The organism is Paenibacillus sp. JCM 10914, assembly GCF_001315105.1.
Taxonomy (GTDB): domain Bacteria; phylum Bacillota; class Bacilli; order Paenibacillales; family Paenibacillaceae; genus Paenibacillus_AQ.
Map to the genome: position 1 here is coordinate 82,803 of NZ_BAZR01000003.1, position 19,189 is coordinate 101,991.

Sequence of the window (19,189 nt, forward strand, 5' to 3'; positions counted from 1 at the left end):
GGATGGAGATGATCAGCGTATGACACAACGAGAGCAGCAGATGCAAATGACGCGTGAGGCGATCAAGCAAGCAGCGTTGGAGCTATTTTGCCGCCATGGGATCGAACAGACGGATATGGCCGAGATTGCCGGGGCAGCTGGAGTTGCCCGAAGAACGCTGTATTACCATTACAAGGATAAGGAAGCACTGGCTGCGGAGATTTACATTGAGAATCTAAGTGTAATGTTTGGAGAATTGGCGTCGAGTTTTCGGTTCGAGCAGCCGTTAGAGTCGCTCGACACCATATTGAATCGATATCTACTCCTTCGGCAGCAGTCCGAATCACTTCTCTACTATGATGCGATTTTTAATGTATACTTCAGTACCCTCTCCAAGAATCCGGCAGATTTGCCAGAATACAAGCAACTGACGAATGCAGCTTACAGTAAGCTCATGCAGTTAAGTCAAGACGATATTTCATCAGAGGTTCAGGCGATTTGGCTCGAGAAACTGTATCATTCGACACATTTATTGTTCACGTACCTGCAGAAGGCGGTCATTGTCTCACGCCAATGTGGAGCAGCGCCTACAGAAGCTGACTATGAAACCGACCGGAGATTTAAGGATTTTATTATGGTTGCCGTAAGCAACGGATAATCAACAAGGAGTGAGACAAGCATGATTGAGCGTGTTCTGCAAGAGTTCTGGCCGGCTTGGAAGGGCGAGATTCGAAGCGGTCCCAGCGGATGGAACAACACCACTCATTTTATTGATCATCCTAGTGGACAAACCGTACTTCGAATCTACAATACACATCGCGATAAGGCAAAAATAGAGTTTGAATTAGCTGTGCTGGCTTCGCTTCGGCAGTTGCCGCTCAGTTATAAAGTTCCGTTACCGCTCCGAACAGCGTCTGGTGAACAGATTGCACAGATTCAGGATGGGAGCGAGCGCTATGCTGTTTTATTCTCATACATAGAAGGGGAGCGCCCGGAAGCGAGCAACGTTCAAGCCGCTTACTCGCTTGGAGAAAAATCAGGAGAGCTTGTACAGGCGCTGGCTCATATTCGTGTGGCTAACCCGGTTGTCTATCCGCCGTATTATGAATTGCTGCGGTCCTACCCGGCATGTACTGAAGCATTTATTCGTGGTTTCTGCGACCATCCAGCACCCGAATTCAGTGATCTACGTGAGCAGCTTGGAATTTTAAAGGCAGCGTACCTTCATATCATGATCAAGCTTGACCTATTAAGAAATCTGCCCCAGCAGCTCGTTCATGGTGATTTGAACTACTCGAACTTGCTGGTGGACCCGCAATTGCCGGGGAACGTAACGGCCTTACTTGATTTTGAGTTCTGCACACGTGATGTGAGGGCGATGGAGCCGGCTGTTATTATCTCAGGCTTGCTAGGGAGTGAGGTTGAGATTGAGGCTGTAAGGATGTTCTGTCAAGGATTTGGCAGCCATATGCGGCTGACGCTTGAGGAGCTTAAAGCGATTCCAGTGTTGATACGCCTGCGGATGGTGGATATATTCCTGCACTTTACGACGCGTTACCTGGAAGGCATCGATGATGCTTCGGTATTACGAAGGCAGATTTCCATATTGGCAGGAAGCTTTGAGCGGCTTGATCAAAGCAGTGTATGGGTCGAGGCGCTGATGGAGCAGTATTTGGTTTGATAACTACCGAAAAAAAGGGCATCCCGTTAGATCCTTAGATCTTTCTGGATGCCCTTTTTTGGTCATGGCAGGTATGCATTATTTCTTCAACAAATTAATATGATCCAGATCTGTACTATTATTGAAGATGAACTCCAGCTTATATGCTCCGCGATCATAAGTGATCTTCGTCTGTTTGGAATTACCGTTCTTGAATGTCGTTTGCGACGTTGGCGCGTACCAGTGCTGCTTCAGCATCTTGATCGTTATTCCGCCAATATTCGTCTGCCGTTCCACATTTGTACCGAAATATCGCATCTCGCGAAGTTTGTTCAGTTTATAAGAGAAGGCATAACCCGGATTGCCCATATTAGCTCCATACTGGTCAAAATCATCAGCATGCTTGCCAGGAACGGATGGCTCGCCGATCTTCTTGAAGACGTCCTGCTTGGTGCTCGCACCAACGGTCAATCCGCTGACTGCTCCGGGGAATTGTCCCTTCAGAGCCGGTTTATAAAAGCTCATCAACGTGTTCAGTGCCGATTCGGCTGCATAATCGTTGGCTTTAGCTACAGGTGCTGGCGCGGCGGATAGTTGCTGCTGTGCCAGCACTGACGGCACGCCGATCGCACCTAATCCAACCACCCCTGCAGTAGTCAGGGCGACCACCCCATGCCGAATTGTTCTTTTGCTCGCCATGATGAATCATCTCCTTGTATCTATGTATTTACCACATATCATTTCATTTAATCAGCGTATACCTCTCAATGACCTCTCAATAACTACATGATAATGGACCTCAGTGTAATTGGGTTACGAATCCATGAAGAGAAATTTCATTTATGTTATTGTTAACATATGGGTTTTGCGGATGTTTTGTGAGAAAGATACCATGTTTGCGTATGAATGCGGTAAAGACACAGGTTACAACTTGGTCATGACGCGTGATTACATGGAGGGCTTCAACAGCGAATACACCCTCGTGTCGAACGAAACGCCGTTTTGAACCATGTACTGCCGCAGAACGCCCTCTGATGTAAATCCTAGCGTAGTGAGCAGAGCGTGCGACGATTCGTTCTCCAAGAATACGATAGCGCCAATCCGTGTTAAACCCAGTTCTTCAAAACCGTGGGCAATGACGGCGGAAGCCGCTTCACGGGCATACCCTTGATGCCAATAGCTGGGATGAAGCTCATAGCCGATCTCGGCCCGCTTATGTTTCGGCGACCAGGCATTAAAGCCAATCGTTCCGATCAATTCTGGCTGCTCTTTCCGTTGTATTCCCCAACGAACACCGCGCTTGTCCACGTAACTTTGGTGGAAAAAAGCGATAATCTGGCGAGCTGCTCTCGATCAGTTAACGAATCCTGCCCGTAATAGCGGGTAACATCGTCGCTAGAGAAGCAGCGATAGACTGCCTCCATGTCGTCCTGTGTCACTTCCCTCAACACTAAACGCTCCGTTTCTATTACAGGAAACATCAGCATTCCCCTCTCTAACGAAATGAAATACCTGTCAAGGACCTGAGAATTACTGGATCGGAACGCTGCTCAAGCTGCCGCCTTCAGTGAAAAACCGCTTAATATTGCCTTCCACGTTGTCATCCGGAATCAACGGAGGCGCTTGATGCGGCTTGGTTCGAGCATCGATGATGACCGTATCACAGCCCCAGTGTTTGTGACTGTAAGTCACGTTCACCCCGTGAATATCATGCGACGGATTGCTGCGCGTAAATGTAGCCCAGAGGAAATTGTTGGTCGTCGCACTCATAAACTGGCTGTCATCACAGAGGATGATCAGTGGACAAGAGGAGAGAGAGGCCTGGTCTTGTAAGGCATCTTTAAGGTGAGCCATTTCCTGCTCAACCGCTGAGTAGCTTGTAAAGGCTGGCCCCTGGATCGCCACGATGCCTGGCATAATGAGTCTGGCAGGTGAATAGCCTGGAAGCTGGTTCAATGTTTGCGGTACGTCACGGCACAGTTCTCGTTTCTTATCCCCAACGGCCGCAAATATCACTTTACTGCCCGTATTCAGTCCGGTCCCGGAATAATCGAGGGTATCGATCGTCGTATTCGTCTGAAAGTGAAGGTCACGCTGCAGATCGATACGCTCCAAGATATAAGTTAGAAAATCTTCGATCCGGTGCGTGCTGATCTCCTGATCTTCTTCAGCAGCAATGAACAAATACTTGGCCAGACTCAATTGGCCAGTACCGAGAATTCGATTAGCGATCGTAAGCAGCTCAGCCGGTTGTTTCACTTTCTGATAAGGCGTATAGCGCTCACTGCCGATTGCAAAGAGCAGGGGATGCACGCCGGCAGCGTCAATCGCATGGACTTCTTTGACACCAGGAATCTCTTGTTTGATGGCCCCGCCTGTCAGCTCGTGAATCAACTCGCCGAAGGACGTATCCTCCTGCGGCGGTCGGCCGACAACGGTAAATGGATAGATAGCATTCTGCTTGGCGTATACCTTATGAACGCGCATGACCGGGAAATCGTGAACCAGGCTGTAATACCCGAGATGGTCGCCGAATGGCCCTTCAGGCTTGGTCTCGTTCGGATAAATCTCGCCCGTAATGACAAAATCAGCATCGTGGCTGATGCAATAGCCATCGACATAGCTGTAGCGAAAATGACGCCCTGAGAGCAGCCCGGCGAAGGTCAATTCACTCATGCCTTCAGGCAATGGCATGACAGCCGAGATCGTATGAGCGGGAGGACCGCCAATGAAGATGCTGACTTTTAGCGGCTCGTTCTTCTTCACGGCCTTGGTTTGATGAATGCCGATGCCACGATGAATCTGGTAATGGATGCCGACTTCGCGGTTAATATCATATTCATTGCCGGACAACTGTACACGATACATTCCTAGATTGGAATTCATGATCCCCGGCTTGTCCGGATCTTCGGAATAGACTTGAGGGAGTGTGACGAACGCGCCGCCATCGTCCTTCCAATATTGAATCTGCGGCAGATCCGATATTTGAATTTCCTGAAAGTCGGCAGGGAGGCCGCTGGATTTCTTGATGGGCAGGGCCGATTTCGCTGCAAATCCAGTCCCCACATATTTAAAAGGATTCTTGAGTGCTTTCATCGGCTCGTTGCGCAGCGCAATCACGTCCTGGGTCGACGCCAGCGTATCGCGGAAAATGAATTTGCTTCTCTCTATCGTTCCGAATAGATTGGAAACGGCCCGGTACTTAGAGCCCTTCACATTCTCAAATAACAGCGCAGGCCCGCCTGCTTCGTAAACTTTCATATGGATCATGGCCATTTCGAGATAAGGATCGACCTCTTCATGAATGCGAATCAATTGACCGTGCTTTTCCAAATCCAAAATGCATTCTTCCAGATTCTGATATCTCATTACATAGCTCCATTCCTGTAAAGATAATGTCGTTTATACCATTATCGGTAATCTGCCAGCCAAGGTCAATTAGGGTTAGGCGAGGGGATGTTACGTCTTTCTAACAAAAAAATCTCCCTGCCCCGGTTCAGGAGCAAGGAGATATGTTCAACAGGATATGATGGGTATGAATTCGGGATTATTTCAACACTCGTTGTACGTTGTAACCTTTTTCTTTGAGCAGGTCAATGACCATGCCATCCATAACGTAATGGCTGCGCCCACAACGACAAAGGACGTATGCTTGCCATCTTGCTCTAACAGCTCGGCAAGTTTAAGTGCCATGTTCTTGTCGCGCTCACCAAGCAGTTTTTGGTTCGTCTCGCCTTGTGTAAGCTGTCCGTCTGCCATTAATTGATCCTTGAGGCCATCAGCATTTCCGGCAACCCACTCAAGCTGCATCTGCTTCAAGTTTGTGGCGATTTTGGCAGAAGCTTCTTTGGACGAAAGGGTGTCCAGCAAGTCGACCAGTTCTTGCTCCTGGGCTTCCGCGGAGACATCACCAAGCACGTCGGCCTGCACTTTTACACCCTCCAGCTCATGAATCGGTTTGCCTGTCAGGAGCGCGTTTGTAATGAAGTACTGATCGATGCCGGCAGCCATCGCGAATATGCTGTCGGCCGGATCTTCGAAATAAGCAAACGAAGTGAGCGTGGTTGAAATCGCAAACGGCTTAAAGCTGTTGAACGTATCGAGCGGCAGCCCCAATTGTTTAAGCACGGTTTGGAGCTTCTCATAAGTGGCCGGGGCGATATGGTCCTGCAACTGGGTTCCGTCGCTGTAGACCATTTTCTCTTGCAGATAAGTCATATCGCCGTTAACGATGTCCAGCTCGACCCACAGATCGTCGGCTGCGGAGAACGCTTCGCGAATGCTTTTATGCATCGGATACATCTCGGCGATTCCCATGTGAACCGATCCGAGCAAATATAAGGTATTGTTGTCATTGGTCACTTTCCACATGAGTCCTTCGGCACCGGCGTCAGCCGTATCATACGTATACTCAACGAGTCTGCTTGCCATGACGACCGCTTGCTCAACGCTCGCCGGATGGTCTAATTGAAGCCCCGTATTGCCGCCACTGCCTTTAATAATGCCCTTCTGCTGCAAGTACGAGGCAGGGGAAACACCCGTTATTGCAAAGGATTCCGGCAGTTCGTAACGATCCAGCAGCTGGTATAGGGTGTCGACGACGATGCTCCGTGTGATTTCCTCTGAAGCGGGCATGGTGAGCGAGTCGTACTTCTTAGTAAACCCGAGTCCATCCAGCTTCTTTTCCGTTGCGTTGATTAGCGAGCTGAATTTCTCGGATGTGATGGTTTGCTTAAACGTCCCATCATAGTACCAGTCCATCGGGTATATCCCGTATTTCTCACCTTCGTTCAGCGTCGCGATGGACCAAGGACTAATGTCGGGAACGGCCACATTCGCTTCAGCAGCATGAAGAGGCAACACATTTCCTATCAGGATGGCTGTGCTCAGTGCTCCGGTTCCAATAAAGCGTTTAAGCCGACTCCATCGTTTTCGTTCTTGCATGACAAAGTTCTCCTCTCAATCTATGATTCGTGGGAATAGTCACCACGATAGTAGATTATACCATATCGGAGAGTTATTTCTGTGTAGAACTTGCAATACAGGGTTAGGGTCATGCCGAGATTCCCGATTTGGTCAGCATGGATATTCTATATGAAGTGTTCATGCTTTCTCTACAGCTTCACCATAATGATCAACCGCAAAGCTAAATAATACTTTCAGCATAAACATTGTACCTACGGTTAACATATAGGGCTGTATGTTGGACAGCAAGAAAGTGCAGCCTATGCCGATCGATAGGAGTAAGCCTCCAACAAATCGTTGCGAAGGTTTCCCGATCAGCGCATTTACGATAAAAGTTCCAGCGATCGTATAAGCCCATATACCGACTGCATACCCAATATCGGCATTCAATAGAAGCGCAATGATGATGATATGAACGTGTATTGCAATGAACACTGTCCGATTCGTTTTACGAGCCGCGTAGAAATTACTGGTTGAGATTGTGAAATTGGCTATGCAGCCGGAGAATATATCGAAGATGAGTAATAAGGCAAGTGCACTGCGCCATAAAGGTAAAGAATGTGTGATTTCAGGAAAAATGAGGCCCATCGCGTGGTAAGAAGTCCACCGAATAGCAGTATGACCAGAATAGAGCTGATAGACTGCTTTTCACCAAAAACATCATGCAGAATGGAAGGAATCCGTATTGATTTCATTTCACATCTCACTCTCTTCTGTAATTTTATAAAGTTTTATAGTAAATAAATTAATACACTACAAATCATTATAACTTCAAAATTAGATTAGTCAATTATTTTGTAGTTATATGATTGAATCACTCTAAAACTTGATATATACTTCATTTGAGGTGGAGAATACATGAACGGGTATGAACGAAGAAAGCACAAAAAAATCAAACAGGTCTTCGATGCCGCTTTCCAGCTTTTTTCAAGGCACGGTTACCAAAAGGTTAGCGTTAACGAAATCGCCCAACAGGCAGGAGTCTCTCCCGCAACGATATATAATTATTTCGGAACCAAAGATCAGCTCTACGTCGATATGATCATGAATTGGATGGACAAGCAATTCGAGAAGTATGACCTTATCCTGGAATCCGAGCTTTCATTCTCAGAGAAGACCAAGGAAATCATGCTGTTAGAGGCTAAGAATCTGACCTTCTTGTCGGAAGAGTTCCGGAGAACGCAAACCGCTGAGGAGCACGGCATGAGTCAGACAGTCCAACAGTACAGTGAAGAGAAGGTGAAACGCTTTTTCATGAAGTATGTCGCGCTCGGGAAACAAGAAGGTTATATTCAAAAGGACCAAACCGAAGAGGTTACGATGCTGTACTTCACGATGTTCATGAATGAGCTGGCCCGACGATGGGATTCGACGAACCGTGAATACGATTTCGGTAGCACGGAGACCTTGATGCAACTGTTTTTCTATGGCTTGGTGGGACAAATAAAAAGTGAAAATGATTGATGTCCTTGTCATTTCTAGTGGGAGCAAATGGAGAAGGCGGCGAGGAAGAGGCGGGGGAATGGATCAATTGTCTGCGGCGGTATGGGCCCCATCCTGACATCGGCAATTTGTTTTATTGGCGGAAAGAGGATTTGACGCCAGAGGAAATCGTTGAAAAAGCACTTAATTATAAGCCATTGATATTGTGAGCAAGCAGCATGTTGATTTGTAAGAAAGAGTCTTGGGCCCGTTCAGGCTCAAGACTCCCTTTAATTATTCTCCGAACTGAATGACAACCATTTGATGGCAAACCCATGTCGGAATCTCATAGCTGACAGTACCGTTCTCCTGTTGGAATGGAAGGGCGATCCGCTGTGGAGCGAGATACACCTCCCGTACAGGCTCAGCGGCTGCGATGCTCACCCGGGTATCGATAAGAGGGAGCAGATCCTCAATTACCTCCACATTTTTCCCTCTGCGGACCGGAGACGCGTACAATACATGATGGATCCAGCGGTTATGTCCCTTCTGCGCCTGCAGTGTTGTGACGCCCTGGGAAGGCAGGTTGGTGAACAGCGTCTTTTGCCCCAGCAGTCGATCCAGCGCATGCATCACGATCTCTTTTACGGGAAGGCTTCCCTTTAGCGCATAATCCTCAAAGACATTCCATGCAAGATAAATACCGTCAGGACCTTCAACCATGCCGGGACCGGCAGCTTGCAGTTCCGAAGGGGTATGCTGATGGGAACAGAAAGTAAACAGAGCGCGGTTGAAATAAGGGTTCTCCTTGCTGCCCGTAACCGTGCCGTTTGGGTTAAGTGAGACGTCCTGGGATTCAGTATAGATAACAAATGATGATGAACGCAGCGACGGGATCTCGAACGACGGTTTGAAGTAAGAAGGCTTGAATTCGGAGGCTCCCTGCCACTGCACGCCAAAGTCCAGCGCAAAACCTGTACCGCCCTGCTTAAGGCCTGATCGGCCGGTTGCCAGCACCTTACCTCCTTCGGTGAGGAAGGATTTCAGCTTTGTTTGCAGCGTTCCGGTGATGGCGATGTCATCCGGAAGGATAATCACTTTATACGGTGCCAGATCGGCTTCCGCATCGATCACGTCAAACAGATAGTGACCCTCAAGAAGTATCCGAACGGCACCGGTATCGGCATGGTTATGCCCTGTAGGCGGGCTTCCCGACGCATGATACGCAGCTTCCACCGATAATAGTGCGACATCGCATACGGCCGTCGTGTCACGGCACCATCCTTCCTTCGCTTCGACTTCCTTGTAGGCCTCTCCGATCAAGGAGTAGGTGGCTAAGTCCATGATGCCGGTAGGATGCAGTTGGTCGCCAATCGAGCAGCGTGCACCGTTTGCGAGACTTAGCGCCGTCTCATAGCGGAGGGCGTTAGGGTGCTTGAAACCGCCAAACTCCCCCCAAGAAGTATGGAATTTCCCAGTCATTCCGAGATAATCCAAGCCAAGGTTTTGGGCATAGCGCGCCGAAAGTGGAAAATGATCATACCCCCAGCCACCCGTCGGGAGGGATTCCAACTCCAGATGCGTGTTGACCTGTGCCAGGTCGCGACGGCCGCGATCTACATGGCTGCTGTTGTGAAACACCGGCAAACCGGGCCGGATAGCATGGACGGCGTTATTCATTTTTTGGGCATATCGGAAGTAGGTGTCCTCCCACATGGATTTCATGTCATCGCGATTGCGCGGATCGGAGCCGCGTCTGCGGATTTCGGCAATGCAATGCTGGCAGTAACACTCGCGTACGCCGACGATATCAAGAAATATGCCGTCTGCCTTATAGTTGGTCACCACTTCCCGTACCTGAGCAGCGAGTATGTCTGCATAAGGGGTGTTCATGCAGAATTGATGATAACCCGGGGTCATGAAATCGGAGACCCAGCTTATTTGTTCCTGCTGATCTCGAATCAGCACTCTGGATGTCTGCGGGCCAGCTTTTCGTCCAGCCCAGCCGACAGATAAACGGGTGTATTGACGCCTATTTCGTGTGCTGCCTCGATCTGGGCACCAAGGAGATCATAAGACAAATGGGGGTGCATTTCATTGGCTGTTGTCAGGTGATAAGCCAGCCATGATGGCACTTGGCAAACACCGTAATGGAATCGACGTGGCCGGTTCGGAGCATGTCTTGGAACTGTCGTTTGTTAAACTGGCTACCGATACCCTTGATGGCCTCTGACGTATGAAAGTCTAGGTGAACCTGACGAAACCTCATGTTTGTTGTCCTCCTTATCCTTCAATGAAGGAATCATATGATGTCTACCACTTTAAATCATGAGTGTCATTGATACAGCTGACAATGCCGACTTCGTATAGTACAGTCTCTACATATTTAATTGTAGGTGATGGGATGCTTGTACTGGAGCTGCAGGTTCCGCCATTCCCGCTGCTGGCCACGATCGACCAAACGGTATGGCATCTGGGTGTTGTTCACGCCAAGCGGCAATTTGCGGCATTTGAGATGAACGTGTGCGTCAAAGGGATGCTGTACATGGAAGAGAACGAAGTTAAATACGAGATCGGGCAGGGGATGATGCTGGACCCGGTTGCTACCTATTTGCGGCAGTACATATTCCGAACAGTCTAAGGGAGTACAGACGGATCATACATAAGGACTAAGCTGCTTCGTAATTGATACCATCTTTTTCGAAATCATTCTTTGTAGGCAGCACGATTTCCGGGCTGATTACGACGCCGGATGAGTCAGATCGGTGGAAAGTATGAAGAATGGCATAAGGCAGGCAAGCAAGCGGAAAGAGCTGGAGTCGCCTAATCCGGGTAAGAACGCAGGAAAGGGCACTGCTCGAAGTTAATCATGACTTTATGGCATCCGTAAACAAAAAGCAGCCCTTCGCGTAATAGCGAAGAGGCTGCTTTCTTGATTCATAACCTTATTGCTGCACTACGGCGATTATTTCATCTTCCAACTCAAGCTTGACTTGCTCGCTGTAGGCGCGGATGTCGTACTCGGAATGAAGATAGCGGAGAATCGCCTCAATGAGGTTAGCCTCAATCAGATAGATCGTTCTGCCACTAACCCATACCTCAGCAGTGTAACCTGTATCCTCATCCCAGCTTAGCTCCAATGATACGTCTGTCGGTTTAACGCCTCTGCGTTCAGCCTGGTGCAGGCAGACCGCATTAACGATTTCATCCATACTCAGAATCATGGATTAGTACCGGTTGTTATTGTTGTTGTTGTCGCGGCGTTCGTTTTCTTGACGACGATTCTTAACGGCGCGAACAACAGCCATAACGACCATGATGAGAGCCCAGATGGCAATCAGGTTAATCAACAAGCCCATGATTTCGCCCATGAAGCCCATACCAGCGAACATGCCGCCGAAGAGCAGACCGGCCAAACCACCGATCATCAGACCCTTCATCAAGCCACCGCCACTGAAGAATCCGCGGTTACCGGTGTTGGCTGCGTTTGTGTTGTTGTTACGTGTGTTGTTCGATTGCTGCACGTTATTGCTGCTATTGTTGTTCTTATTCGGCGTATTCGTAAAACTCTTGTTTCCGGATTTAAAGCCACCGCCGCCTCTTCTTGCGTCAGCGGAATCTGGTGCAAGCGTTACGAAAAACAGCGTAAACACTACAAGGATAGCTAATACTTTTTTCATCGTGTTCTGTCGAACCTCCCAAGAGAAATTTAGAATGTACTTCGGTAATACGGACGAGTCACGATAAGGTTTCAAAAAATTTGCGAGTGTTCTTAAGATGTTGTGGCACGCTGATGCTGCTTCAGCAAATCGAGCACCCAATCACACCATTTCAGCTCAGTCTCTGCCATCATTAAGCCTTTAGTGGCAAGTATATACTTGCTAAAGGCTTGACTGCCAAAGATCCGGCCGTCTTCAGGGATATCGCTTAAAATTTGTTCGAAATAACGCTTCTTCTCGAGGTACACGATCCGGCGATCCTCATAAATGTCGATGGCAATTCCGGTCTCCGTCAGCCACAGGCAGAAGGTTCGAAGCGCAAGCTCATCCTTGGTGACAGCTGGAGCGATCGGTTGATACATCCATTCACGCAGCTTCTGTAAGCCTTTTTCAGTGATCGCATAAATTTTCTTGTCCGGTTTATCGCTTTGTTGAATCCAGTGTGAGGATAGGAACTGCTTCTCCTCCATGCGAGACAACAGTGGATAGATTTGACTGTGCTTAGCTTGCCAAAAAGGTTGTATTCGAAGCATCAAATCATATCCTGATGATTCTTTTCTAGCTAGTAATCCTAACAAGCCGTATGACAACGTATTCATGGACATAACTCCCTTTGAAACGCATATCGTGGATCATGAAGGTTCGATTGCTACTTACCTATCAGTCCGATTGATAAAAAGTGTACACTGAAACTGTATGGTTTGACAACAGCAGGTGGGTTCTTTCTCTTTTGTTTTTGACAAAATTGTGACCAAAAAAGCACAAACGCCGCGGCGCTTGTGCTTTATTTAGTGATTTAGGGGGTCGTTTTATTCTTCGTATCCATTAACGACAAGATCCAGCGCCCCGGTGTTTGGATCGATTACCATGCCGTGAACCGGAACGTTCGGCGGGAGCAGGGGGTGGTTGGTAATCAGGCTAACGGTGTTGCGAACGCCATCGGTCACGTTATCGAAACCGCGCAGCCATTTGGATAAGCGGATGCCGGAGTTCTCCAGCGTGGACAGGACCTCGTCGGATATTCCGCGATCTCTCATATGCTGAATCATAACCTCAGCGTTAAGCGAGGCCATGCCGCACTCATGGTGACCGACCACGACGACCTCTTCCGCATGCAGCTCGTAGAGTGCAACCATTACGCTTCGCATAACACTCCCAAATGGCTGGGAGATGATGGCACCGGCGTTTTTGATGATTTTGACGTCGCCGTTCTTGAAGTTCATAGCTTTGGGAAGCAACTCCACGAGCCGGGTGTCCATGCAGGTGATGATGACCATTTTCTTCTCAGGAAAACGACCGGTGAGGTAAGATTCGTATTCTTTATTCTCCACAAAGCTGCGGTTGTGCTCCAAAATGCTGTCCAAATGTTTTTCCATCGAAGATCTCTCCTTTATATTTGATGCTGTAATTTCATGATGATATCGGTGAATGCATTCAGCGGATATCGATTAGTTGAACATGGGTACCGTAGCTCTGTTCCCGTCCTTCGAGTCGGAATGAGCAGGAGTCTGGTGTAGTGCTGAGCTTTAAATGTTCCTCGAAGAAAATCCCGTGCTTTTGATGGATGGCGAAAGATAGGGTACTGTCCGTATGGATAGGGACATCCATCGTTGCAACTTCTTCAATGATCCGAAGTCCCGGTACGCCGTTCACCGCGCAGCCGCAGCCCTCCGTGTCATAGATCAGCCTAATAATGCCCGGCTTGTGCGCAAGTTTCTCCTTCAGTATTGCCTCAGCCTGTTCGGTTACATGTATGTTCACGGCATCTCGACACTCCCTTTTTAGCGCAGTATGATTTAATCTTTCTGGAAGTTGATTATATACCTAGTAAAAAGTATCATCAATAGAGTAGATGAAATCTATTATGAGGAAGAAGAAGGTGTCGATATGGGAGAACAGCATTCACAGCAGTGGGAGCAATTTAATCAACTCGTCCGCAAGATCATGAGTTACTACGAGGCTGTCGGCTTACTTCATTGGGATTTACGGACCGGAGCGCCGCGCAAAGGTACGGATGTACGCTCTGAGACGATTGGGATATTATCAACCGAAGCGTTCAAGCTGGGGATATCGGAGGAAATGGGGCAGCTGCTCGAGCATTTCGCGAAGCCCGAACATGAGGATAAGCTTGACAAAGTACAACGCCGGTTGGTAGCTGAATTGCGCAAATCATACGATCAGAGCAAGAACATCCCGGCAGAACGCTATCAGGAATACGCCACCCTTGCAGCCCAATCGGAGACGAAGTGGGAAGATGCGAAAGAGAACAGCGATTTTGCAGGCTTTGAACCGTTCTTAACGAAGATCGTGGCGTTTAAGCAAGAATTTATCGAGTATTGGGGCGTGAAGGATACCCGTTACGATACGCTTTTGGATATGTATGAGCCGGATTTGACCGTAGAGAAAGTCGATGCAATTTTCGAACGGCTGAAATCACGGTTGATTCCACTTGTCCATGCGATTCAAGAATCGCCTTACAAGCCTGACACTGAGTTTCTGAAACAGCTGTTTCCGAGTGAACAGCAGGAGAAATTCAGCATGTTCATGCTCGAACAGATGGGATATGATTTCGAAGCCGGACGGCTTGATGAGAGCGTTCATCCATTCGCCACGAGCCTGAATCCTGGAGATGTTCGCATCACGACGAAATATCTTCCGGATGATGTGTTAAGCGCAGCATTCAGCTCCCTGCACGAAGGCGGACATGCCCTGTATGAGCAAAACATCGATATGGCCCTTGCGGGTACGCCGCTGGCAAGCGGGACATCGATGGGAATTCATGAATCTCAGTCGAGACTATGGGAGAACATGATCGGTCGCAGCCGCCCATTCTGGCGCCGCTATTTCGCCGATTTGCAGCAGCATTTCCCCGAACAATTGAAGGATGTGGACGTCGAACAATTTTATCTCGCCGCCAATAAGGTAGAGAACTCTTTGATTCGAGTTGAAGCGGATGAGCTGACGTATAACCTACATATTATTATCCGTTACGAGATTGAGAAGATGCTGTTCAACGAGGGACTAGCGGTTAAAGATCTTCCTGAGACATGGAACAAGAAATATAAAGAGTATCTTGGAATCATGCCGCCCAATGACGGGGTTGGCGTCTTGCAGGATGTGCATTGGTCCGGTGGCGATTTTGGTTATTTTGCCTCTTACTCGCTCGGGAACATGTATGCGGCCCAGTTCGTCAACACTATGCGTAAGGAGATCCCGAACTTGGACCAACTCGTCGAGGAAGGAAACCTGTTTCCGATTAAGGAATGGTTGACCGACAAGGTTCATAAATATGGAAAGACCGAGACGCCGTCAGAGATCATTCTTCGCGTCACAGGGGAAGAATTGAACCCTGATTACCTAGCAGATTATTTGGAAGCGAAATACAAGGAAATCTATTAGCTCTAGTTCATTTGATTGAAACATACGAATGTAAGCAGCCGCCCCTTGATAACATCGAGGGGCGGCTGCTTTGTGCTGTGCTGGATGCACTGAACATAAATGGAAGGAATAGGCCTTTAACCTTTAGTTAGACGAATGCATATGGTGATAAGAAACGTATGTTCAAAGGAATGGAGGGTTACGATGAAGACTCGCAATTGGTGGGGCCTCGTATGGTCTGCGCTGCTAATATGCAGCGTATCGCTCGCAGGCTGCGGCAGCAGCGGAACGGATACGAAAGTGATGATCGGTGAAGTTACGCGTTCTATTTTCTACGCACCGCAGTATGTTGCGCTGGAGAAAGGGTTCTTCAAGGAAGAAGGATTGGATGTCGAGCTGCAGACGACGCCTGGCGGTGACAAGACGATGACCGCCCTGCTCTCAGGCGCTATCGATGTGGCGCTGGTCGGCTCCGAAACGTCTATCTATGTGTTCCAGCAAGGTTCGGATGATCCGGTCATTAACTTCGGCCAGGTCACGCAGACGGACGGAACGTTTCTGATGGCTCGTGACGGTTCGGCCGATTTCGACTGGAACAGCTTAAAGGGGAAGGTGTTTCTGGGTCAGCGTAAGGGTGGCATGCCGCAGATGGCCGGCGAATTTACATTGAACAGAAAAGGCATTGATCCCCGCAATGATCTGGAGCTGATTCAAAATATCGATTTTGCCAATATCGCCTCAGCTTATGCTTCAGGCACTGGCGAGTTCGTGCAGCTCTTTGAACCGCAAGCTCGATTTTTGAGAAGGAAGGGCGCGGCAAGGTCGTGGCTTCTTTCGGCGTGGAGAGCGGGCATCTGCCATACACCGTCTTTATGACCAAGCAAAGCTATATCGACAAAAACAAAGATACGGTTCAAAAATTTACGAATGCGCTCTATAAGGCGCAGCAGTGGGTGGATACCAATAGTCCGGAAGACATCGCAGACGCCATCCTGCCTTACTTCAAGGACAGCGACCGGGATATCGTCATATCGGCGGTCAAACGCTACAAAGAGCAAGGTAGCTATGCGACCGATCCGATCGTCGACGAAGACGAGTGGAACAATCTTCTGGACGTTATGGACCAAGCCGGTGAGTTGAAGGAAAAGATCGCTCCGGACAAAATCGTCGATAACAGCTTTGCCGAGCAAGCCAAAGCATCGAAATAACAACTTGTAGTCCTGATCCATAGAACGAAAGGAGAGAGCACCAATGGAACCGGTAGTCGAATTGAACGATATCGCACATGTATATGTCACTGATCGGGAAGCCTCTCTGGCTGTGGAAGGAATTCAGTTAAAGGTGGAGCCGGGGGAGTTTCTCAGCCTGGTTGGACCAAGCGGATGCGGCAAGACCACGATCCTGTCGGTCATCGCCGGCCTGCTGCAGCCCTCCAAAGGAGTAGCCAGCGTGAATGGAAGACCCGTTACGGGACCATCGCCGGAGGTAGGTTACATGCTGCAGCAGGACTACTTATTCCCGTGGCGTACGATTATGGATAACGCATTGATCGGACTGGAACTGACCGAGAGATTATACGCGGATACGCGCGGCAACGTCCAGAATCTGCTAAAGGAGATGGGCCTCGGTGACAGCGGGGCATTATATCCGTCGCAGCTCTCAGGCGGAATGCGGCAGCGCGTAGCGCTTGTACGAACGCTGGCGACCGATCCCGGATTGCTGCTGCTTGATGAGCCGTTCTCTGCGCTGGATTACCAGACCAAGCTGCAACTGGAAGATTTGATCGGGGAGACGCTGAAGAAGCGGGGGAAGACGGCGATCCTCGTGACGCATGATCTGTCAGAGGCGATCGCCATGAGCGATCGTGTCGTGCTGCTAAACCGCAATCCGGGGCGGGTTCACAGATTCTTCGATGTTCCGGAGAACATCCAGCAAGCACAGCCGTTTTATGCACGCAAAGAACCTGGCTTTAATGAGCTGTTTCATGAAATATGGGGCGAAATGCAGTCCATCGGGAAGGAGTGAAGCGTATGACATCAAGGCATGAGCGAACACCGGCTTCCTCTACCGAGGGTTGGCTGCAGGAGATCTTTCTTCAACACAAGAACAGAAAGAGAAGAATTCGTAACCAAGTGCTGACCGTACAGTTGAGTCTGCTCGTTCTCTTCTTTGCCTGGTGGGAAATCGCGGGCAGGTTGAAATGGATCGACGTGCTGCTGTTCAGTTATCCTTCGAAAATCTTTGCAAACATTTGGAGCAATATCGTAAGCGGTGAACTGTGGGCACATCTCGGAATAACCGTTGGTGAGACCGTTGTTGGATTCTTGCTGGGAACGCTCGTTGGTACCTTGCTCGCGATCTTGATCTGGTGGTCGCCTTTTCTGAACAAAGTGCTGGACCCCTACATGGTTGTGTTCAACAGTATGCCTAAGGTGGCGCTCGGACCGATCTTTATCGTCATGTTCGGTGCAGGCTTTACGGCAATCGTTGTTACAACACTGTCCATTACGGTCATCGTGACGACGCTTGTCGTGTACAACAGCTTTAATGAAGTCGATTCCAATCTGATCAAGGTCGTCCGCACATTCGGCGGAAGCAAGCGCCAGGTATTTCAGCGCGTCATCCTGCCGGCATCCTATCCGGCTATCGTATCTACCTTGAAAGTGAATGTGGGGATGGCCTGGGTTGGCGTCATCGTCGGGGAATTCTTGGTGGCCAAGGCCGGGCTTGGGTATTTGATCATGTACGGGTTTCAGGTGTTCAACTTTACGCTTGTCCTGTCGAGCCTGCTCATCATCGCCGTCGTAGCGACCGCCATGTACCAAATCGTTGTCTATGTTGAAAGAAAGCTGCTGACCCATCGTTAATATCGATCCAAAGCTTCAAGACACCTCTGCTATAGTTGTTTATGTGATAAAAATAGGCTAGGATGAAGATGAAATATTGCGAAACATTCATAATCTAACATCTTGCCGGAGGCGCTTCATCACATGGGATTTCGTGTCATCAAAACAGCAGCAGCGAGCCTGCTGGCGATATTAATTACAGATGCTTTAAACATACCGGGGGCTACGTCCGCCGGTCTTCTTGCTATTCTCGGGGTGGATGTCACCCGCAAACGGAGTGTGCGCTCCATCTCGGCCCGATTCTTTGCTTCCGTACTTGGACTGCTGCTGGCGAGCCTGCTTTTTTATTTGCTCGGATTCCACTATTGGGTTCTGGCCCTGTATATTCTTTTGGCTTTCCCTGCTATTTCCAAGGCGAATTTCAAGGAAGGTATCGTCACGAGTTCCGTCGTGGTATTCCGGGTGTTTCAAGGGGAGGAGATTGGTTTCGATATCTTTCTAACCCAGGTAGAGCTATTAATCATTGGCCTCGGTTCAGCGATGCTTGTGAACTTGATCTATATGCCTAATAGCGAAGGGGCGATGATTGAGATTCGGAGGAAGGTCGATGGGTTGTTTGCGACTATTTTCAATCATTACGCGCTTACGCTGCGAGATCCTGAACATATCTGGGATGGAAAAGAACTAATTGAAGCGAATCGGCAGATTGATCGGGGGATAGAAGAAGCCAAGCGAGCTTCGGAGAATCAGATGATTCACCCGGATGGTGCGTGGAATATTTATTTTTATATGCGCAAGGAACAGATGGAGAATATTCAGAGCATGATGCATCAGATATCGCAGGTGTATGAGCAGCTTCCCCATGGTGTGCTTGCAGCGGAAGTGTTCGATCAACTAAGCGAGGATGTCATGAGCGAGGGTTACACCGGAAAAGCGGAGTCGCTGCTGCATGAGCTGGAACGAGAGTTCAAGGCGATGGAGCTCCCTACCACACGTGAAGAGTTCGAGGTCAGAGCGGCAATCCTGCAACTATGTCATGAGCTGGATTACTATCTTAATATTTCGAAGAAATACAAAGCACCCACTGCCAAAAGAATGGTTAGATCCAGCTGATTTCAGGGCGATTTTATCTTCTGGGTAACATTTTTTTTGATATTTTTAGCATCATATGAATTTATTTGGACCACTTCATTCAACATTCGCCCATGTCGTGCATACAC

17 protein-coding genes and 4 pseudogenes are annotated in these 19,189 nt (G+C 48.8%); 10 read left to right on the forward strand and 11 right to left on the reverse strand.

Going from position 1 to position 19,189, the window contains the following annotated elements:
• The first annotated feature begins 19 nt into the window (after positions 1-19).
• Together JCM10914_RS05895 and JCM10914_RS05900 are read left to right on the forward strand one after the other, a co-directional pair.
• Positions 20-637: a TetR/AcrR family transcriptional regulator gene (locus JCM10914_RS05895; protein WP_052019659.1), complete on the forward strand. Its 618-nt coding sequence runs from the start codon at positions 20-22 to the stop codon at positions 635-637.
• Between the two features lie 21 nt (positions 638-658).
• On the forward strand, positions 659-1,660 hold the full coding sequence (locus tag JCM10914_RS05900; protein ID WP_023958523.1) for a phosphotransferase: 1,002 nt from the start codon (positions 659-661) through the stop codon (positions 1,658-1,660).
• Positions 1,661-1,738: 78 nt separating this feature from the next.
• On the opposite strand, the gene JCM10914_RS05905 is transcribed toward JCM10914_RS05900, so the two are convergent.
• The 5 genes and pseudogenes from JCM10914_RS05905 to JCM10914_RS05925 form a co-directional block, all read right to left on the reverse strand.
• Entirely contained in the window at positions 1,739-2,338 is a 600-nt protein-coding gene (locus JCM10914_RS05905) for a YjgB family protein (protein ID WP_023958525.1), read from the reverse strand.
• A gap of 249 nt (positions 2,339-2,587) precedes the next feature.
• Positions 2,588-3,120: pseudogene (locus JCM10914_RS05910) on the reverse strand (GNAT family N-acetyltransferase).
• A 49-nt stretch (positions 3,121-3,169) separates the two neighbouring features.
• Positions 3,170-5,008 carry a UbiD family decarboxylase gene (locus JCM10914_RS05915; RefSeq protein WP_023958531.1) on the reverse strand — a complete coding sequence of 613 codons (1,839 nt, stop codon included), beginning with the start codon at positions 5,006-5,008 and terminating at the stop codon, positions 3,170-3,172.
• Positions 5,009-5,191: 183 nt separating this feature from the next.
• Complete coding sequence (locus tag JCM10914_RS05920) at positions 5,192-6,583, reverse strand: TraB/GumN family protein (protein WP_023958533.1); 1,392 nt, start codon at positions 6,581-6,583, stop codon at positions 5,192-5,194.
• A gap of 159 nt (positions 6,584-6,742) precedes the next feature.
• Positions 6,743-7,299, reverse strand: a pseudogene (locus JCM10914_RS05925) (hypothetical protein).
• 163 nt (positions 7,300-7,462) lie between these two features.
• Between JCM10914_RS05925 and JCM10914_RS05930 the strand changes: the two are divergent.
• Both JCM10914_RS05930 and JCM10914_RS05935 read left to right on the forward strand, forming a co-directional pair.
• Positions 7,463-8,068, forward strand: coding sequence for a TetR/AcrR family transcriptional regulator (locus JCM10914_RS05930; RefSeq protein WP_023958537.1), 606 nt, complete (start codon positions 7,463-7,465; stop codon positions 8,066-8,068).
• Positions 8,068-8,256 (forward strand): hypothetical protein, encoded by a 189-nt coding sequence (locus JCM10914_RS05935; protein ID WP_036717162.1) that lies wholly within the window; start codon positions 8,068-8,070, stop codon positions 8,254-8,256. Before JCM10914_RS05930 ends, JCM10914_RS05935 begins: the two co-directional genes overlap by 1 nt.
• A gap of 64 nt (positions 8,257-8,320) precedes the next feature.
• Here the strand turns inward: JCM10914_RS05935 and JCM10914_RS05940 are convergent.
• Positions 8,321-10,295 (reverse strand): annotated as a pseudogene (locus tag JCM10914_RS05940) (beta-galactosidase trimerization domain-containing protein).
• Between the two features lie 135 nt (positions 10,296-10,430).
• On the opposite strand from JCM10914_RS05940, the gene JCM10914_RS05945 reads away from it, so the two are divergent.
• Positions 10,431-10,667 carry a hypothetical protein gene (locus tag JCM10914_RS05945; RefSeq protein WP_023958547.1) on the forward strand — a complete coding sequence of 79 codons (237 nt, stop codon included), beginning with the start codon at positions 10,431-10,433 and terminating at the stop codon, positions 10,665-10,667.
• Positions 10,668-10,971: 304 nt separating this feature from the next.
• Here the strand turns inward: JCM10914_RS05945 and JCM10914_RS05950 are convergent, their stop codons facing one another.
• The 5 genes from JCM10914_RS05950 to JCM10914_RS05970 all read right to left on the reverse strand — a co-directional run bounded on the left by JCM10914_RS05950 (position 10,972) and on the right by JCM10914_RS05970 (position 13,506).
• Positions 10,972-11,250, reverse strand: a complete 279-nt coding sequence (locus JCM10914_RS05950; RefSeq protein WP_023958549.1) for a YxcD family protein — start codon at positions 11,248-11,250, stop codon at positions 10,972-10,974.
• Positions 11,251-11,253: 3 nt separating this feature from the next.
• Entirely contained in the window at positions 11,254-11,706 is a 453-nt protein-coding gene (locus tag JCM10914_RS05955; RefSeq protein WP_023958551.1) for a hypothetical protein, read from the reverse strand.
• Between the two features lie 92 nt (positions 11,707-11,798).
• Complete coding sequence (locus JCM10914_RS05960) at positions 11,799-12,344, reverse strand: PadR family transcriptional regulator (RefSeq protein WP_023958553.1); 546 nt, start codon at positions 12,342-12,344, stop codon at positions 11,799-11,801.
• Positions 12,345-12,554: 210 nt separating this feature from the next.
• Positions 12,555-13,121: a carbonic anhydrase gene (locus JCM10914_RS05965; protein WP_023958555.1), complete on the reverse strand. Its 567-nt coding sequence runs from the start codon at positions 13,119-13,121 to the stop codon at positions 12,555-12,557.
• A gap of 58 nt (positions 13,122-13,179) precedes the next feature.
• On the reverse strand, positions 13,180-13,506 hold the full coding sequence (locus tag JCM10914_RS05970) for an iron-sulfur cluster biosynthesis family protein (protein WP_023958557.1): 327 nt from the start codon (positions 13,504-13,506) through the stop codon (positions 13,180-13,182).
• Positions 13,507-13,632: 126 nt separating this feature from the next.
• On the opposite strand from JCM10914_RS05970, the gene JCM10914_RS05975 reads away from it, so the two are divergent.
• The 5 genes and pseudogenes from JCM10914_RS05975 to JCM10914_RS05995 all read left to right on the forward strand — a co-directional run bounded on the left by JCM10914_RS05975 (position 13,633) and on the right by JCM10914_RS05995 (position 19,082).
• Positions 13,633-15,144, forward strand: coding sequence for a carboxypeptidase M32 (locus tag JCM10914_RS05975; RefSeq protein WP_023958559.1), 1,512 nt, complete (start codon positions 13,633-13,635; stop codon positions 15,142-15,144).
• 183 nt (positions 15,145-15,327) lie between these two features.
• Positions 15,328-16,331 (forward strand): annotated as a pseudogene (locus tag JCM10914_RS05980) (ABC transporter substrate-binding protein).
• Positions 16,332-16,374: 43 nt separating this feature from the next.
• Entirely contained in the window at positions 16,375-17,148 is a 774-nt protein-coding gene (locus tag JCM10914_RS05985) for an ABC transporter ATP-binding protein (RefSeq protein ID WP_023958565.1), read from the forward strand.
• Between the two features lie 5 nt (positions 17,149-17,153).
• Positions 17,154-17,990, forward strand: a complete 837-nt coding sequence (locus tag JCM10914_RS05990) for an ABC transporter permease (RefSeq protein WP_023958567.1) — start codon at positions 17,154-17,156, stop codon at positions 17,988-17,990.
• A gap of 123 nt (positions 17,991-18,113) precedes the next feature.
• Complete coding sequence (locus JCM10914_RS05995) at positions 18,114-19,082, forward strand: aromatic acid exporter family protein (RefSeq protein ID WP_023958569.1); 969 nt, start codon at positions 18,114-18,116, stop codon at positions 19,080-19,082.
• Positions 19,083-19,189: the final 107 nt, after the last annotated feature.

Excerpts from the sequence above, each read along its gene's own strand:
- JCM10914_RS05895 (WP_052019659.1), top strand. The coding sequence starts at position 20 with ATGACACAACGAGAGCAGCAGATGCAAATGACGCGTGAGGCGATCAAG.
- JCM10914_RS05900 (WP_023958523.1), top strand. The coding sequence starts at position 659 with ATGATTGAGCGTGTTCTGCAAGAGTTCTGGCCGGCTTGGAAGGGCGAG.
- JCM10914_RS05905 (WP_023958525.1), bottom strand. The coding sequence starts at position 2,338 with ATGGCGAGCAAAAGAACAATTCGGCATGGGGTGGTCGCCCTGACTACT.
- JCM10914_RS05915 (WP_023958531.1), bottom strand. The coding sequence starts at position 5,008 with ATGAGATATCAGAATCTGGAAGAATGCATTTTGGATTTGGAAAAGCAC.
- JCM10914_RS05920 (WP_023958533.1), bottom strand. The coding sequence starts at position 6,583 with ATGCAAGAACGAAAACGATGGAGTCGGCTTAAACGCTTTATTGGAACC.
- JCM10914_RS05930 (WP_023958537.1), top strand. The coding sequence starts at position 7,463 with ATGAACGGGTATGAACGAAGAAAGCACAAAAAAATCAAACAGGTCTTC.
- JCM10914_RS05935 (WP_036717162.1), top strand. The coding sequence starts at position 8,068 with ATGTCCTTGTCATTTCTAGTGGGAGCAAATGGAGAAGGCGGCGAGGAA.
- JCM10914_RS05945 (WP_023958547.1), top strand. The coding sequence starts at position 10,431 with ATGCTTGTACTGGAGCTGCAGGTTCCGCCATTCCCGCTGCTGGCCACG.
- JCM10914_RS05950 (WP_023958549.1), bottom strand. The coding sequence starts at position 11,250 with ATGATTCTGAGTATGGATGAAATCGTTAATGCGGTCTGCCTGCACCAG.
- JCM10914_RS05955 (WP_023958551.1), bottom strand. The coding sequence starts at position 11,706 with ATGAAAAAAGTATTAGCTATCCTTGTAGTGTTTACGCTGTTTTTCGTA.
- JCM10914_RS05960 (WP_023958553.1), bottom strand. The coding sequence starts at position 12,344 with ATGAATACGTTGTCATACGGCTTGTTAGGATTACTAGCTAGAAAAGAA.
- JCM10914_RS05965 (WP_023958555.1), bottom strand. The coding sequence starts at position 13,121 with ATGGAAAAACATTTGGACAGCATTTTGGAGCACAACCGCAGCTTTGTG.
- JCM10914_RS05975 (WP_023958559.1), top strand. The coding sequence starts at position 13,633 with ATGGGAGAACAGCATTCACAGCAGTGGGAGCAATTTAATCAACTCGTC.
- JCM10914_RS05985 (WP_023958565.1), top strand. The coding sequence starts at position 16,375 with ATGGAACCGGTAGTCGAATTGAACGATATCGCACATGTATATGTCACT.
- JCM10914_RS05990 (WP_023958567.1), top strand. The coding sequence starts at position 17,154 with ATGACATCAAGGCATGAGCGAACACCGGCTTCCTCTACCGAGGGTTGG.
- JCM10914_RS05995 (WP_023958569.1), top strand. The coding sequence starts at position 18,114 with ATGGGATTTCGTGTCATCAAAACAGCAGCAGCGAGCCTGCTGGCGATA.